Annotated in this window: 14 protein-coding genes; 2 read left to right on the forward strand and 12 right to left on the reverse strand. The window is 44.9% G+C overall.

Annotated elements, in window-relative coordinates; genetic code table 11:
- Position 1: 1 nt before the first annotated feature.
- The 9 genes from CSV75_RS03560 to parE form a co-directional block, all read right to left on the reverse strand.
- A complete protein-coding gene (locus CSV75_RS03560; protein WP_099674770.1) occupies positions 2-1,135 on the reverse strand; it encodes an acyl-CoA dehydrogenase family protein in 1,134 nt (377 codons plus the stop codon).
- A gap of 20 nt (positions 1,136-1,155) precedes the next feature.
- On the reverse strand, positions 1,156-2,352 hold the full coding sequence (locus tag CSV75_RS03565; RefSeq protein ID WP_099674771.1) for an acyl-CoA dehydrogenase family protein: 1,197 nt from the start codon (positions 2,350-2,352) through the stop codon (positions 1,156-1,158).
- A 31-nt stretch (positions 2,353-2,383) separates the two neighbouring features.
- The gene (locus CSV75_RS03570) at positions 2,384-2,821 is read right to left on the reverse strand and encodes a Zn-ribbon domain-containing OB-fold protein (RefSeq protein ID WP_099674772.1); all 438 of its coding nucleotides are present in this window, start codon (positions 2,819-2,821) and stop codon (positions 2,384-2,386) included.
- Between the two features lie 11 nt (positions 2,822-2,832).
- On the reverse strand, positions 2,833-3,993 hold the full coding sequence (locus tag CSV75_RS03575; protein WP_099674773.1) for a thiolase C-terminal domain-containing protein: 1,161 nt from the start codon (positions 3,991-3,993) through the stop codon (positions 2,833-2,835).
- Positions 3,994-4,021: 28 nt separating this feature from the next.
- Positions 4,022-4,447, reverse strand: coding sequence for a MaoC/PaaZ C-terminal domain-containing protein (locus CSV75_RS03580; protein ID WP_099674774.1), 426 nt, complete (start codon positions 4,445-4,447; stop codon positions 4,022-4,024).
- 15 nt (positions 4,448-4,462) lie between these two features.
- Positions 4,463-4,906 carry an FAS1-like dehydratase domain-containing protein gene (locus CSV75_RS03585; RefSeq protein ID WP_099674775.1) on the reverse strand — a complete coding sequence of 148 codons (444 nt, stop codon included), beginning with the start codon at positions 4,904-4,906 and terminating at the stop codon, positions 4,463-4,465.
- A 14-nt stretch (positions 4,907-4,920) separates the two neighbouring features.
- Positions 4,921-7,074: an acetate--CoA ligase family protein gene (locus tag CSV75_RS03590; protein ID WP_233191583.1), complete on the reverse strand. Its 2,154-nt coding sequence runs from the start codon at positions 7,072-7,074 to the stop codon at positions 4,921-4,923.
- Between the two features lie 366 nt (positions 7,075-7,440).
- Positions 7,441-9,867, reverse strand: a complete 2,427-nt coding sequence (gene parC, locus CSV75_RS03595) for a DNA topoisomerase IV subunit A (RefSeq protein WP_099674776.1) — start codon at positions 9,865-9,867, stop codon at positions 7,441-7,443.
- Positions 9,864-11,879, reverse strand: a complete 2,016-nt coding sequence (parE, locus tag CSV75_RS03600) for a DNA topoisomerase IV subunit B (RefSeq protein ID WP_233191584.1) — start codon at positions 11,877-11,879, stop codon at positions 9,864-9,866. Before parE ends, parC begins: the two co-directional genes overlap by 4 nt.
- Positions 11,880-12,110: 231 nt before the next feature.
- On the opposite strand from parE, the gene plsY reads away from it, so the two are divergent.
- Together plsY and CSV75_RS03610 are read left to right on the forward strand one after the other, a co-directional pair.
- The gene (plsY, locus tag CSV75_RS03605) at positions 12,111-12,713 is read left to right on the forward strand and encodes a glycerol-3-phosphate 1-O-acyltransferase PlsY (RefSeq protein ID WP_099674778.1); all 603 of its coding nucleotides are present in this window, start codon (positions 12,111-12,113) and stop codon (positions 12,711-12,713) included.
- A 29-nt stretch (positions 12,714-12,742) separates the two neighbouring features.
- On the forward strand, positions 12,743-13,036 hold the full coding sequence (locus CSV75_RS03610; RefSeq protein ID WP_099673866.1) for a HesB/YadR/YfhF family protein: 294 nt from the start codon (positions 12,743-12,745) through the stop codon (positions 13,034-13,036).
- A 28-nt stretch (positions 13,037-13,064) separates the two neighbouring features.
- On the opposite strand, the gene CSV75_RS03615 is transcribed toward CSV75_RS03610, so the two are convergent.
- From CSV75_RS03615 to acnA, 3 genes are all read right to left on the reverse strand, one after another.
- Complete coding sequence (locus CSV75_RS03615; RefSeq protein ID WP_099674779.1) at positions 13,065-13,382, reverse strand: hypothetical protein; 318 nt, start codon at positions 13,380-13,382, stop codon at positions 13,065-13,067.
- Positions 13,382-13,807: an acyl-CoA thioesterase gene (locus tag CSV75_RS03620; RefSeq protein ID WP_099674780.1), complete on the reverse strand. Its 426-nt coding sequence runs from the start codon at positions 13,805-13,807 to the stop codon at positions 13,382-13,384. The genes CSV75_RS03615 and CSV75_RS03620 overlap by 1 nt, the downstream gene beginning before the upstream one ends.
- A gap of 321 nt (positions 13,808-14,128) precedes the next feature.
- Positions 14,129-16,843 carry an aconitate hydratase AcnA gene (gene acnA, locus CSV75_RS03625; RefSeq protein ID WP_099674781.1) on the reverse strand — a complete coding sequence of 905 codons (2,715 nt, stop codon included), beginning with the start codon at positions 16,841-16,843 and terminating at the stop codon, positions 14,129-14,131.
- Positions 16,844-16,985 lie beyond the last annotated feature (142 nt).

Raw genomic sequence — 16,985 nt, forward strand, 5'->3', positions numbered from 1 at the left:
ATTACCAGCCTAGTGAAGCGACTACTTTTTCTTGATAGAAAGGGGTGGAACCTAAATACTGATCATAATAGCGAGCGCGTTTTACAAATAGATGACAATCGATTTCTTCCGTGATTCCGATGCCGCCGTGGATTTGGATATTATGTGCCGAGACTTCGATGAATTTCTCCGTCGCATATGTACGGGCGCTGTAAATGGCCGCTTGTCGATCGAACTCCTCCGTATCTACTACCCAGTTGGCATAATGGCTCAGTGAACGGGCAATCTCCAAATGTACTTTCATGTTGACGATACTGTGTTTGATCGCCTGGAAACGTCCGATCGCTTGGCCGAACTGCTCCCGAATCTTCGCATATTCCGTCGCCATATGGACAACACTTTCCATTGCGCCGACAATGTATGAACTAAGTGCGGCATTGAAGTACAACAGACCTTCTTGAAGTTGCGTCCATCCCTTGTCTACTTCACCTATAATTTGATCATCTTTGATGACTAGATGATTGAATTCAATCTTCGCTACATGTTTTGATTCGTCAAAGGAAGATTGTTTCTCGATGTTCATCCCTTCTGTCTTGTCAATCAACACAAGAGACAATCCGTCTTCTTGATCCTCTTGATTGGTGCGTACCAATAGGAGGAATGCATCTGCAAGTTCCGCTTCCGGTACAAGCGTCTTCGTGCCGTTTAGCACATACTGTCCGTCCTGTTGTACTAATGCACATTGGATACCTGCTGGGGAGAAGTCGTTGAAAGGCTCCAATGCTGCGAATGAAACCAGTTTTTCTCCTGAGGCAATCGCTGGCAGATATTGTTGCTTCTGCTCCTCTGTTGCGTATTTCTTGAGTGTCGGTACTACCAACGCGGAAGTTTCCATGAACAAGCCAGGTACTAGTGAACGTCCCATCTCTTCGAATGTCGGAACGAGATCGAGTGCATCCAAGTCCATGCCGTCGTATTCTTCAGGAATGTTGATGCCGCTGCATCCAAGTTCAGCTAATATCGTGTACACTTTCTTCAGGTTTTCCGGATTATTGTCAATCATTTCTCGAGCTAGTTGTGTACCGCCGAATGTATCCAACATTTTGCGGATATGTCCACGGAACATTTCTTGCTCTTCTGTTAATGAAAAGTCCATATTTCATCCCTCCAAATCTATTAACGTCCCATGTCTTTCGGCAATCCTAGTACGCGCTCACCAATCGTATTGCGCTGTACTTCACTCGTACCGCCACCAATTGTCTGTCCGAATGAGGCGAGGAATACATGTTGCCACTTCGGATCCGCTACGGCATCTTTATCAAATAGCACGCCTTGATGTCCTTGAATCTCCACGGCAAATGCAGAGAGTGCCTGGTTCAATTCGGTTACTACCAATTTATCGATGGATGTTTCCGCTCCTGGTTGACCGTTTTTGATTGTAGTGGTCAAGTTTTTATAGTAATTCAATAGCGATCCACGCACGCGGGCATAGAAATTCGCCAATTTTTGTCTGACTACAGGATTTTCAATCAATGGTTTACCATTTACTTTATATTGCTGTGCCAGTTCCACTGTATCGTTGAATTGCTTTTCAAGAGTGAAGAGTTCCGCACCGATCCCCGTACGCTCATGGAGCATCAAAGCAATCAATACATGCCAGCCTGCGTCTACTTGTCCGACGATATCTGCATCGGTCGCGACAGCGTCTGTCATATACACTTCGTTAAAGTCCTTATGTCCATCCATCTGGACGATCGGAAGCGTTTCGACTCCTGGTTGATGCATATCCATCATGAATACCGTAATTCCACGGTGCTTCTTTTCCGGGTGCGTACTCGTTCTCGTCAACAAGAAGCATTTATCCGCCACGTGGCCAAAACTTGTCCAGACTTTCTGTCCATTGATGAGCCAGCGATCGCCGTCTTTTACCGCACGTGTTTTAAGGCCCGTTAAATCCGACCCTGCGCCTGGTTCTGAATAACCTTGGCACCATATTTCTTCGCCTGTTAAGATTTTTTTCAAATATTTCTCTCTTTGTTCATCCGTTCCGATATCGATCAATGTAGGACCTACCATATGGATCCCGATATAGTTGATGAGTGGCGGCGCTTTAACACGTACCATTTCTTGGTGGTAGATAATTTCTTCCATCAAGCTGGCGTTGCGACCGCCATATTCTTTCGGCCAGGCGATGGCTGCCCATCCGGCTTCATACAATTTATTTTGCCATGCACGTAACACACGGGAGTATTCATCCAGGTCTTCCGGCAAGTCGCGCTTGCCTTCTAGCCAGCCTTCAGGAAGATTGGCTTCAAGCCATGTTCGAAGTTCAGTTCTAAATTTTTCTTCTTTTTTCGTGAAAGAGAAATCCATACTTGCTCATCCTTTCTATCTTGTCTATCGATCAGTTCGTAGCTGGAATCCACTGGGGCAATGCACGATCTTCCGTAATATCCACCCATGTCATTTGGATCGGCATACCGATTTCCAAATCTTTTTCTTCGCAATTCAAGATGTTGCCCATGATTTTCACTTCCGGCACTTTGTCAAGCTGTGCGAGTGCGATAATCGTCGGTAACTCATCCTGGAAACCTGGTAAGAATGGACGGTAGGAAACCACGTACGAATAGACTGTGGCTTTAATATAATCGCCGAACTGTTCCCAGCTGACGTTTTCACTTCCGCATTTTGCGCACGTAGGGCCCGGCGGTTGTGAGTACGCAGTACAGTCATCACATTTTTGCAGAGCTAGTTGGTGTTGGTCCGCTGCATCCCAGTACGGAGCATTATCTAGATCCTTTAATGGAATGGGTTTTTGGTAAGCAGTCTTTGCTTGTGTCATAGTGATTCCTCCTAGTTTCGTAAGATCATGGCGCCTGCGATATCCGGTCCAGCCCAGCCTGTACAAATACCGATCTTGCAATCTTCTACTTGGCGGTCGGTTCCTTCGTAGTCATGACGTAGCTGTCTGACAATTTCAATGGCATTGTTCATTCCGTGTGTGTAACCTTCGGATAGCATGCCGCCCGCTGTATTGGTTGGCAGTTTACCGCCGATCTTCAAGTTACCTTCTGCAACGAAATCTCCCACTTCTCCACGTTTCGCAAATCCGTATGCTTCAAGCTGACGCATAACAACCCAGCTAAAACAGTCATAGATGGAGGCAACATCGATATCGTCAGGTGTCACACCCGCGTTTTCATAAAGCTCCTCCGCTACGTAATCAGAAGCAACTTGGTCGATATCGTTCCAGTAATGCGCGTGCGGATGACATTGTCTTGCCGCCATCCCCATGATATAGACCGGTTTCGACGCACAGTCTTTCGCTTTTTCAGCAGACGTTACGATGATCGCATTTCCTTCATCGAGTTCCAGGCACGAATCATGAATATTGAATGGAGAACTGATATCCGGTGTAGCGAGATAGTTTTCCATCGTTAACGGTTTACCATGCAGGAATGCTTTTGGATTTCGTTGCGCATGTTCATAGAAGCTCAAGCACACATGTCCGAGATGTTCTTTCGTAATGCCCGTCTCATGCATATGACGTGTCGCATACATGCCGAACCATTGCGATGGGCTTGCCGATCCGTACGGAATCACGAAGCTTCCGCCTGCGAGCGCTCCTTGTAGCATATCGGGATCATATCCACGACCTACACGAGTTCCCGAGCTACCATTCATGGAACGATAGATCAATACTGTGTTCAGCTGGCCTGCTTCAATGAGCGCCACTGCATCCGCAATGAGCATTTCCGTACTCGCTCCGCCACCCTGAATATCCTTGACGTATTTTGGTCGTACACCAAGATAAGTTGCCAGTTGATGAGAAGTACAGGAGTCCCCTTCGTTATAGTTCATGAATCCGTCAATATCCGTCGGTTTCAAGCCTGCATCTTTGATTGCTGCTCTTGCAGCGTCGAGTGCCAAATGCAGAGGCGTTATTCCCGATTTTCTTGAGCGTTCGCTCTCTCCTACGCCTACAATGGCATAGCGGTCCTTAATAGTTCCCATAGATATATTCCCCCTATTTCACGTCTGTTTATGTCAGTTGTAAGATCGCGCTGCCTGATCCAACCACTTCGCCCGACACTTTCTCGGCCGTCAAATCTAGTGCGATCCATCGCTTGCCCTCTTCTTCATATGTTCGTTTGACTATACCCGTGCAGCGTATTTCATCGCCCGGTACCGTCACTTTGCCGAAACGCATCTTAAAATTTGCGACGCGTGCTTTCTTGCCAGCAATTTTCATCACATACTCCCCAAGGAAACCCATTACGAGCATACCGTGCGCTATAACACCATCCATTCCGATTTTCTTCGCAAACCCATCGTCCAGATGCAACGGATTAAAATCCCCGGAAGCACCTGCATATTGTGCTAGCTGCACTTTCGTAATTGGTGGCTTCACCATCGGTTCAAGTTTCTGATCCACGGTCCATTCTTCCAACACCCAATCTTTGATCATATGAAGTCCCTCCCATTAGTTTCTCGCTGCGCGATAGACGATATTCATTCGACTAATACAGACCAGTTCGCCTGCTTCGTCTTTCATTTCTGTATCGAGCTTCAGGAACTGCATCTTGCCGCTCTTTCCTTCTTTGTCATACAGATCGCTTACTTTGATCTGGCAACGTAGTTGATCTCCTATGCGGATCGGTTTGTAGTAGAGGAATTCTTGCTCACCATGCAACATCCGCCGGTAGTCAAGTTGTAAGGGCATTTCGACTTTGCCGTCGTTCATCGCAATCGGGAATGTCGGCGGGACAATTAGCCCCTCGTATGCCGACTCCTTCGCATACCTGTCATCTGTATAGAGTGGATTGTCGTCTCCGATGGCAGTGGCGAATTGGCCAACATGCCGACTTTCTACTTCAAACACGTATTCATCGCTCGTTAAGCCTACAACGCTTTTATCCAAGTCCATTTTCCATCCTCCTCTCATTTCGTGATGATCAATGCATCTGCCGCAACAATTCCGTCTTCGTAAACGATAAACGGGTTAATGTCTATTTCCTGAATGATATCCGAGTAGTCTTCAATTAATCTGGAAACTTTCAGTAACACGTCGATGATTGCTTCTTGATCGACGGGCTTTTTATTGCGTACGCCTTGTAGGATTTGATAGCCCTTCAAGCTTTCCATCATATCGATAGTATCTTGTCTTGTAATCGGTGCGACACGGAATGATACATCTTTGAAGACTTCTACAAAGACACCGCCGAGACCAAACATAATGACAGGACCGAATGTCGGATCACTCGTTACACCAACGATGACTTCCACGCCTTGCGGCAACATTTCCTGGATGGATATGCCGTGAAGGTCCGCTGTCGGGCAATGTTCTTTTGCACTGCCGTAGATTTCCTTGAAAGCATGGCGTACTTCCTGCCCGTTCTGGACATTCAGCCGAATACCGTTGACTTCCGTCTTATGCAGAATATCAGGCGAATCGATTTTCATGACAACCGGATACCCCATGTTATTCGCAGCTTGTACTGCAGCATCCTCCGTCTCCGCAGTGATTCGCTTCGCTGTGCGAATACCGTATGCGGAGAGGATTTCGCTCGACTGTGATTCGCTCAACGTTTGATTGGCGGGTAACAGGTGCCGGATGTTCGATACGTCCAGTTCTGCTCTTGCAGGCTCATCGCTGATTTTATGCGCCTTTCTATACGCCTCTGCATAATCCACTAATTTTGCCAACGAGCGGATAGGATTCATGTCACCGAGAATGAAAGGAATGCCATTGTCCTCGAGATACTGGACACCTTTTGGAATCGACATGCCTTTTAGCGGAAAGTTCGATATCATCACGAACTTATCTGAGTTCTTGCAGATCTCGACGAATTCCTGAAGGAGCGGTGTGTTTTCATCCCAGTGAATAGGGAACTCAGGAAATAAGATGATGTCCGTATCGGGATCATTGACGAGTACTTTTAATGGTGCGAGATACAATTCCGGATTGGTGATTGATGCGGCTGCCGTTAAATCAACCGGGTTGGAAGCGCTTGCAAAACTGGGAATGTTTTTCTCAATTTCTTTTCGCACTTTATCGCTTAGCGCATGGATGTTTAATCCGTACGACTCACAACGATCTGCTTCGTTGATTCCTCTGCCACCTGAACTCGTAACGATCACGGTATTTTTGCCTGTCGGGAGTTTATTGGCCAAGAATAATTTGGAGAATGAAAGAATATCATCGTAATCGTCTGCACGCACAATGCCGGCTTGCTTGAAAAATCCGTCATACACTTTATCAGCACCCGCCAATGAGCCGGTATGTGATGCCGCTGCACGACTGCCCGCGCTGCTTCGTCCGGACTTCATGATGACGATCGGTTTATTGATTTGAAGTGCGAATTTCGCTAGTTTCCGTAACTTCGCTGCGTTTTTCTCGCCTTCCAAATAGCCGCTTGCTACTTTTGTTTTTGGGTCCTGCAACATATATTCAATGACGTCAGAGAAACTTACATCGACTTCATTGCCGACACTGACGAAGTAATTAAACGTCAATCCATGTTGAGCTGCCGCAATATACGTCAACACGCCAAACGCGCCACTTTGCGTAACAAATCCCACTTCACGTTTCTTGCCAAGCGGCACATTCGTGAGTCCAGGAGAGAATGTCCCCATCAAGCCATTTGTTGTATTGAGAAGACCTACACAGTTTGGTCCGATCAATCGCATATCGTATTGATCAGCGATTTCTTTCAGGCGGTTTTGTGCAATCATTCCTTCTTCGCCGATCTCCGAGTAGCCGGATGCAAAGACAATCGCCGCCTTGACACCGCTTTCACCACAATCGATCAAACATTTCTCTACTTGATGAATGCCGACACAGAGAATAGCCAAATCGACTGGTTCCGGCGTATCGGCTACGCTTGCGTAACAAGGTAATTCCCCAATCTCTTTCGATGTAGGATGGATGGGGTAGATCTCGCCTTCAAAACCTGCGTCTAATAGCGCTTTCAATTGCAAGTAACCTATTTTATTCGTGTTTTCCGAAGCGCCTAGTACGGCTACTCTTTTCGGGTTGAATAAGGGATCGAGCTCAATAGTCGATGGTAATACTTCATTCATCATTTTCATCATCTCTTCACCTCTACGCTTTCTTATCATCTATTTCTACTTACTTGCTTGAGTAGAATCATAGCAAATGGGGCTTTCCTTTAACTTTTCTTTTTTGCGTTAAATAATTAATGTTATTAGGAATGGAATGAGTAAACGAACAGACGCTCATCGCTTGATGTGTAAGCGCTTTTTATATGTATCATTTTCTGACTAGTCGAGATAGACCCGACTTTTGTGCAAGATGGCCTCGACTTTAAAGAGAGATGAGCGCTTTTTCTGTGGAAGTCCGGGGTGATGGTGCATCGTTTGTGAAAGGTTTTTTGGGATCTGTAACGCAAAAAAGCGTCCCATGAAGTTATGTAACTTCATGGGACGCTTTCTAATTCGTTATTGACTATCCTTCTTCACTGTCACTACTTGCACGATCTGTCCGTCTTTCGCTTCGTCCACTACAGAACTTCCTGTGGACTGGCGATTAGTATTTTTTATCGACATCGGCTCAACCTCTATCTTTAGACCTTTAGATGTGTGAATCACGAACTCTTCATCGTCTTTCACAAGCTTCATATCTACCACTCGATATGGATTGGATTTGAGTTCTTTAATGATTGTGACACCTCGTAGTGCTCTAGAGCTTGTCTCGAATTCTGAAATGTTCATCCTTTTGACAGTTCCACGCTGTGTCGCTACAAATACATTACGTGCTTGCTCTGTAATCACTTCAAATGCCACCAACTCGTCCCCGGCTTTGAGATTAATTCCCTTGACGCCGCCTGTACGTATACCGGTAATCGCGAGCTCTGACAAGGCAAATCGAAGTGAATAGGCTTGTTTACTTACCAATAATACGTCTTCTTTACCCGTTATAACCCGTGCCCCCACCAATCGATCGTCTTTTTTGACGTTCATTGCTTTGAATGTACGGTTAAAACGTTGCACTTGGAAGTCGGTCAGTTTCGAAATTTTCACATTCCCATTAGATGAAGCAGTCAAAATACAGCTATTTTCATCAAATTTTTCAAGGGCGATTACGTCTACCAGCTCTTCACCTGGTTCTAGTCCGCAAATACTGGATAGATGCTGCCCTAAATCACGCCAGCGGATCTCTGGCAGCTCGTGGACCGGTTGGTAGATGTAATTACCGAATGATGTGAACAACAGCAAGTGATGCTGTGTATTCAGTGCAGATTCGATTAGATTATAATCGTGTTCCCTCATTTCTTGACCTTTGCCACCCGAAGCGGAATACGAACGCATGCTGGTGCGTTTGACATAGCCGCCTTTTGTGACGGATACCATGACTTCTTCGCTAGGAATCAGGATATCGAGATCCACTTTCAGTTCCTCAATTTTTTCTTCAATTACGGAACGGCGTGGTTCGGAAAATTGCTTGCGGATGGCTTTGATTTCTTTCACCAAAACAGATTTCAATTTAGCTTCGCTTGCAAGAACCGCTTCTAACTCTTCGATCAAGTCACGTAGTTCTTGTTCCTCACGTTTTAATTCTGTTATATCTGTATTCGTCAATCGGTATAGTTGCAATGAAACGATGGCTTCTGCTTGAACTTCAGTGAATTCATAGGCATTGACCAAGTTCAATTTCGCATCTTTCTTATCTTTTGACGCGCGAATGGTCTTAATGACTTCATCGAGGATCGATAAAGCTTTTATTAAGCCGTCTACGATATGTAATCGTTCCTTCGCTTTACGGATATCGAAGGTAGAACGTCGTGTAATGACCTCTTTTTGATGATCAATATACGCGTCCAGAAGCATCGGAAGAGACATTAACATCGGACGTCTGCCCGCAATCGCAATCATATTGAAGTTGTACGTGATCTGTAAATCTGTATGCTTCAATAAAAACTGCATGATGGCTGTGCCGTCGATTTCTTTCTTTAACTCCACGACGATGCGCATTCCTGTACGGTCGGATTCATCACGAATTTCCGCAATACCGTCTAAACGACGGTCATGGCGCAGTTCATCCATCTTCTTCACTAAATTGGCTTTATTGACGTCATAGGGGATTTCCGTAATGACAATTTGAGATTTACCTGCTTTTAACTGCTCAATTTCCCACAACGCGCGGATAATGAAACGCCCTTTACCTGTCTTATAGGCAGTACGGATACCGTCTGTTCCTTGAATAATCGCACCTGTCGGGAAATCGGGCCCAGGAATGACTGTCATTAGCTCATCCACGCTGACATTCGGCTTTTTCAAGCGCATCAACACGGCATCAATCACTTCATGCAGTGCGTGAGGCGGAATATCGGTCGCATACCCTGCAGAGATACCCGTAGAACCATTCACTAGCAAATTCGGGAAACGTCCAGGTAAAACGGTTGGTTCAAGTTCTGTATCGTCAAAGTTGAATGCAAAATCGACTGTTTCTTTGCGGATATCGCGCAACATCTCACTCGCGATAGCAGACAGTCGTGCTTCGGTGTAACGCATTGCGGCCGCGGAGTCTCCATCGACCGAACCATTATTTCCTTGCATATCTATCATTTCATGACGCAGTTTCCATGATTGGCTCATCCGGACCATCGCATCGTAGACGGACGTATCACCGTGCGGGTGATAGTTACCGATTACGTTACCGACAGTTTTTGCGGATTTACGGAACGCTTTTTCATGTGTATTGCCTTCATGGAACATCGCATACAAAATACGACGTTGTACAGGTTTTAATCCGTCCCGTGCATCTGGAATTGCACGGTCTTGGATAATATATTTACTATAACGCCCAAAACGGTCACCAATTACTTCTTCCAAGGGCAGATCTTGAAACGTTTCTGACTGTGTCATTCCGTATCCCCCTCAACATGTATATATGCATTATCTAAAATATTATGTTCTTCAATCAAGCCGAAATCGACATTCTCTTCAATCCATTTACGCCGTGGTTCGACTTTATCACCCATCAACGTGGTCACGCGACGCTCAGATTTCGCTCCATCTTCAATCGTCACACGAATCAACGTTCGTGTCGATGGATCCATCGTCGTTTCCCATAATTGATCCGCGTTCATCTCCCCAAGACCTTTGTAGCGTTGAAGCATATAGCCTTTTCCAACTTTTTCGATAGCTTCCTCTAGATCATCATCCGTCCACGCATAAGCCAGCTTCTCATTTTTACCGGCACCTTTAAATACTTTGAATAAAGGCGGCAGTGCGATATACACTTTACCTGCTTCAATTAACGGCTTCATATAGCGATAGAAGAATGTCAATAGCAGCACTTGAATGTGCGCACCATCGGTATCGGCATCGGTCATAATAATCACTTTGTCGTACGCAGCATCTTCAATTTGGAAATCAGCACCCACTCCACCACCGACTGCATGGATGATCGTGTTGATTTCTTCATTTTTCATAATGTCTTCGAGTTTCGCTTTTTCGGTATTGATGACTTTACCACGAAGCGGCAAAATCGCTTGGAACGTACGATCACGTCCCTGCTTTGCTGAACCGCCAGCGGAATCACCTTCAACTAGATACAACTCATTCTTCGCAGCATTACGTGATTGTGCAGGGGATAATTTACCGGATAACAATGTATCGGATTTCTTGCGTTTCTTGCCTGAACGCGCATCTTCACGCGCTTTTCGTGCGGCTTCACGTGCTTGTTGTGCACGGATTGCTTTACGGACAAGATTTGCGCTCAGTTCCGCATTTTCTTCAAGGAAATACAGCATTTTTTGCGAAATGACGGCATCTGTCACCGTTCGTGCTTCACTCGTGCCGAGTTTACCTTTCGTTTGGCCTTCAAACTGCAAGATTTCTTCCGGGATCCGTACGGAAACGATCGCCGCAATCCCTTCACGGATATCCGAGCCATCGAGATTTTTATCTTTTTCTTTCAATAAACCCGCTTTACGTGCATATTCATTCACCACACGTGTCATCGCAGCTTTCGCACCGGTTTCGTGCGTCCCTCCGTCTTTAGTTCGGACGTTGTTAACGAAGGAAAGAATCGTTTCAGCATAACCGTCGCTGAACTGGAACGCAAATTCGACTTCAATGCCGTCGACTTCACCTTCGAGATACGCTACGTCATGTAAAACTTCTTTTTCTTCATTCAAATAGGCGACAAACGCTTCAATACCTGATTCGTAATGAAAGATATCTTGCTTATCTGTAGTTTCTTCTTTTAGCGTAATCTTTAAACCTTTCAATAGAAAAGCGGACTCACGCAATCTTTCTGCCAGTGTGTCATATTGATATTTAATTGTTGAGAAGATCGTCGTATCTGGTTTGAAATGGATCATGGTTCCTGTCTCTCGAGTTTTACCGATTTCTTCAAGCGTTGTAGCCGGTTTACCGCCATGCTCAAAGCGTTGGTGAAATTTCTTGCCTTCTCGATGGATCGTCACTTCTAGCCACTCGGACAATGCATTGACAACGGATGCTCCTACACCGTGTAAGCCACCACTCGTTTTGTAACCGCCTTGCCCAAACTTTCCGCCCGCGTGCAAGACTGTCATAATTACTTCAGCAGTTGGTTTCCCTGACTCATGCTTCCCGGTCGGCATACCACGTCCGTAGTCTCGTACGCTGACACTGCCGTCTTTATGGATTGTGACGTCAATTTCATGACCGAAGCCAGCTAATGCTTCATCCACCGAGTTATCCACTATTTCGTAGACCAAGTGATGCAGACCTCTCGTGTCGGTCGAACCGATGTACATTCCCGGCCTCTTCCGTACCGCTTCCAAGCCCTCTAAAATTTGAATGGAACTATCATCATACGTATTTTGTATTTTCTGTTTCGTCAAAATGAAACCCCCGTCAAACAAATGTTCTGTTATTTTAATCATACATCTTCTGATAAACCTTGTCAAATCAACGTTTTGTTTCAGCTCAACCTATTGTATAGAAGAAATGTACGGAATGCAACGAGCAAACCATGACAACACACCGAACGATTTATGCGGAAATTCCTTTTTCCGGCTGTTCTACATCTTCCTCTAGAATTCTATTATTGTCCAGAACTTATGCATCTGCTACACTAATAATAAAATAGTTTATCATGCATAAAGGGGTTCACTATGGAAAATTACGTTATCATTCTGGCTGCTTATTTACTTGGCTCCATCCCTTCCGCTCTGTGGATCGGCAAGCTTTTTTATGGAATGGATGTTAGACAGCATGGCAGTGGAAACATGGGTGCGACGAATACATTTCGGGTACTCGGAAAAAAAGCTGGCATCGTCGTCACACTGCTAGACATCTTCAAAGGAACGGCGGCTGTCTTATTGCCGTTATTGCCAGTATTCCACGATACAGCGATTCATCCATTGATTCTTGGAGTCGTCGCCGTACTTGGACACATCTTCCCTATTTTTGCAGGTCTAAGAGGCGGAAAAGCCGTTGCGACTTCTGGTGGAGTATTACTCGGTTATAATTGGCCCATTTTCTTATTAGTCGTCATTACGTTTTTAATTGCGTTAAAATTGACAAAGATGGTATCGTTAACATCCATCATCGTGTCTGTCATGGGACCACTCTACTGTCTCATTTATTACTTTATGGGTGGCGATCTGTATTTATTTTTAGTCGTCGCACTGATGGGCCTTTTCATTTTTTATCGCCATCGTGACAATATTAGTCGGATTAAGAATGGATCTGAACCGAAAGTGAAATGGCTATAGATTTTTCCACGGGAAAGGATGTATGGAGCATGAATATTCACCTATCCGAACAAGCCATTCATTGGTTTGAAGAAGAAATGGAAGTCGCTACAGGCGATTATGTCAAGTTTTTTGCGCGTTATGGCGGATCCAGTCCATTACATGAAGGTTTTTCCATAGGTATTACAAAAGAAGAACCAGACGAGCTGGCAGTCGAAAACGTCGTGAACGGCGTGCATTATTACATAGAAGAACGAGATCTTTGGTTCTTCGATGGACATGACTTGCATATTGATGCCGATTCGGCAACGGAAGAATTATCTTTTGACTATGAAGTAGCGTAAATTACAAATAAAATGGTAAGCATCACTCCTATAAAGAGTGATGCTTACCATTTTTTAATCGGTGTAATTGATGTAATTGCCCTTCTTGCCTCAAAATTTCTACTTGATGTTCCCCAAGTAAATCGAAATGCGGATATTTTTCGCGTGCGTGGATCCATTCCGGCTGTAAACCGTATGTATTTCCCCACTTTATGAGCTTTTCGACATCACTGCATCCCGCTTTTGTGACAGTATTGACTGTCGGAAACCGGTCATCTAACCAATAATGTGTCAAAAACGCAATTTCCTCACGCTGTACTGCATTTTTCCACTCCTTTAATTGCTGTCGATCGATTCCAAATGCCATCAGCCTTCGCCTCGCTGAATTTTCGTATATGTTGCATCCCATTCCGGATGAATTTTGCGCAAGGATACTGGTCGGAAGTTCTCTTTTTTCACTACTACGTGCTCAGAAACACCGGTGGCGGCAATCGATCCGTCTGCATGCAGGATTTCATAGCCATAGACCGTACGTAGCTTGCCGTGCGACTCGACCCACGTTTTGACAGTAATGGTCTCACCGTATGTAATCGACGTCTTATACTTCACTGACAGCTCGGTTACAGGCGCCAAGTAGCCGTCGCGCTCAAGCTGTGCATATTCGTATCCGAGGTCTTTGATCAGCGTAGTGCGGCCGATTTCCATCCAAATTAAGTAGTTGGCATGGTAAACGACGCCCATCTGATCGGTTTCTGCGTATCGCACTTCGATTTCTTTTTCACTCGTAAACATGTGATCACCTCATGCTCTAGTATAGCGAACGGGAAAGTGAATTGCTTGTGATAGACATTATGGGAGTGGAAAATGTAGGTGGAGACGTGGAGACATGAGCGGATATAGCTTACGTATGAGCCGATACGGACCGTGCTAGAGCGGTGGTCTCGTATCATAGAGCGCTTGGCGGTATCCATAGAGCGGACACGCATGAACTATGAGCGCTTATTCGAATGAATGAGCGCCGACGCGATGGTTTTCACTATATCCCCGCTAGTCAAACTGTAAAACGCGAAAAAAGATGCCCGGCTTAGCCGAGCATCCTTCCTTATTTCTATATTACTTTGCTGCTAATTTATTACGTAGAACCATTTGAAGGATTCCGCCGTGACGGTAGTAGTCTACTTCAACTTCAGAGTCGAAACGAGCTAGTACTTCAAATTCAGTTTCCTTGCCGTCTGGAGCTTTCGCTGTAACTTTAAGGATTGAACGTGGTTTTACGCCTTCAGCGATATTCACACAGATTTCTTCTTCACCAGTTAAGCCTAGAGATTCAACGTTTTCACCATTGATGAATTGAAGTGGAAGTACACCCATCATCACTAGGTTAGAACGGTGAATACGCTCGAAGCTTTCTACGATAACTGTTTTGATGCCAAGCAAGTTTGTACCTTTTGCTGCCCAGTCACGTGAAGAACCCATTCCGTAGTCTTTACCACCAAGGATAGCTAGACCTGTACCGTCTTCTTGATACTTCATAGCTGCATCATAGATCGGCATAACTTCTTTGTTTGGCCAGTACGTAGTGAATCCACCTTCAGTGCCAGCTGCAATTTGGTTACGAATACGAATGTTCGCAAACGTTCCGCGCATCATGACTTCGTGGTTACCACGACGTGAACCGTAAGAGTTGAAGTTACGTGGCTCTACGCCATTTTCACGCAAGTAGAGACCAGCAGGTGTATTCAAACCGATAGCTCCTGCAGGTGAAATGTGGTCAGTCGTGATAGAATCACCGAACTTACCGATTACACGCAAGCCGTTAAGCGGTTCGATATCACCTGGTTCTTTCGAAAGGTTTTCGAAGAACGGTGGGTTTTGGATATACGTTGAAGACTCATCGAAATCGTATAGTGAATCGTCAGTCGTTTCAATTGCATTCCATGCTTCGTTTTCAGTGAATACGCGAGCATATTCTTTACGGAACAATTCAGGTGTAACTGTAGCGTTCAATACATCGTTAACTTCTTGTGTAGAAGGCCAGATGTCTTTGAAGAATACGTCGTTACCATCTTTATCCGTTCCGATTGCATCTTTTGCAAAGTCAATGTTCACTGTTCCAGCTAGTGCATATGCTACAACTAGTGGAGGTGAAGCCAAGTAGTTTGCTTTCACAAATGGGTGTACGCGGCCTTCAAAGTTACGGTTACCTGATAGGACAGATGTAACTAGAAGATCTTTGTCACCGATTGTTTTTTCGATTTCCGGAAGCAATGGACCAGAGTTACCGATACATGTAGTACATCCGTAACCTACAGTGTTGAATCCGATTTGATCCAAGTAATCAGTTAGACCTGATTCGTTCAAGTAGCCTGTTACGACTTTTGAACCTGGCGCCAATGAAGTTTTAACGTATGCAGGAGGTGTAAGTCCTTTTTCAACAGCCTTCTTCGCAACCAATCCAGCCGCTAACATAACGTAAGGGTTAGATGTGTTTGTACAAGAAGTGATAGCTGCGATCGCAACGTCACCCGTTTTCAGCTCAACTTTACGTCCGTCTTCGAACTTAATTGTGCCTTTTTTCTCAAGCTCTTTTGGTGTTAAACCAAAGCCTTGTGTTCCTTCTGGAGCTACAACTGCGTCTTTGAACGACTGTTGCATTTCAGTCAATGGAATCAAGTCTTGTGGACGTTTAGGACCTGAAAGGTTTGCAGCGATGTCGCTAAGGTTGATTTCTACAACTTTAGTGAATGTCGGCTCTTCCTTTTCAGGAGTGAAGAACATATCGTTTTCGATCAAGTATTGCTTAACTACTGCAATGTGCTCTTCGTCGCGGCCTGTTAAGCGCATATAGTTAAGTGACTCTTCGTCAACCGGGAAGAATCCACAAGTAGCACCATATTCAGGCGCCATGTTTGCGATTGTCGCACGGTCAGCAAGTGGCAATTTAGAAACGCCAGGGCCGAAGAACTCAACAAATTTACCTACAACGCCTTGTGCACGAAGGATTTGCGTTACTTTAAGCGCTAAGTCCGTTGCAGTTGTACCGTCTGGAAGATCGCCAACCAATTTTACACCGATAACTTCTGGAATCGGGAAATATGAAGGTTGTCCAAGCATTCCTGCTTCTGCTTCGATACCACCAACACCCCATCCAAGTACGCCGATACCGTTGATCATTGTTGTATGGGAGTCCGTTCCAACTAATGTATCTGGGTATGTTTCGAATGATCCATCTTCGTTTTCAACCGCGTGAACAACGTTTGCTAGATATTCAAGGTTTACTTGGTGAACGATACCCGTTGCAGGTGGTACTGCACGGTAGTTATCGTATGCTTTTTGTGCCCAGCTCAAGAACTGGTAACGCTCAGCATTACGTTCGAATTCAAGTTCCATGTTCAGTTGTAGAGCCTCTGGCGTACCATAGCTATCTACTTGTACAGAGTGGTCAATTACTAGATCCACTGGAATTTCAGGATTGATCTCGTTTGGATCTCCACCTAGTTCGTTCATTGCAGAACGCAATGAAGCCAAGTCTACTACGACAGGAACTCCTGTGAAGTCTTGTAGAATTACACGTGAAGGTTTGAATGGAACTTCAGCGTCTGCGTTTTGTACAGTGCCCCATTTAGCCAAATCTTCTACATGGTCGTCCTTGATCACGTATCCGTCGTGTTGACGAAGTACGGATTCTAGTAATACTCTTACAGAATAAGGAAGTTTTGATACTTTTGTTAGTCCTGCTTCTTCTAAAGCTTTCAAACGGTAGTAGTTATACGTCTTGTCGTTTACTTTGAAAGACTGACGGCTATTATGCAAGTTGCTTTTTGCCATTTTATGTTTCCTCCCTTTATGTACTGAAAGACGAAAAGTGCACATCTTTCCTCTACTCCATCTTAGTATAGCAAAGAACAATAGTAAAATACATATACATTATAGGTATACATAAGAAAAGCTTATGACTAATCGAAATATC

It is taken from the genome of Sporosarcina sp. P18a, assembly GCF_002743135.1.
Taxonomy (GTDB): Bacteria; Bacillota; Bacilli; order Bacillales_A; family Planococcaceae; genus Sporosarcina.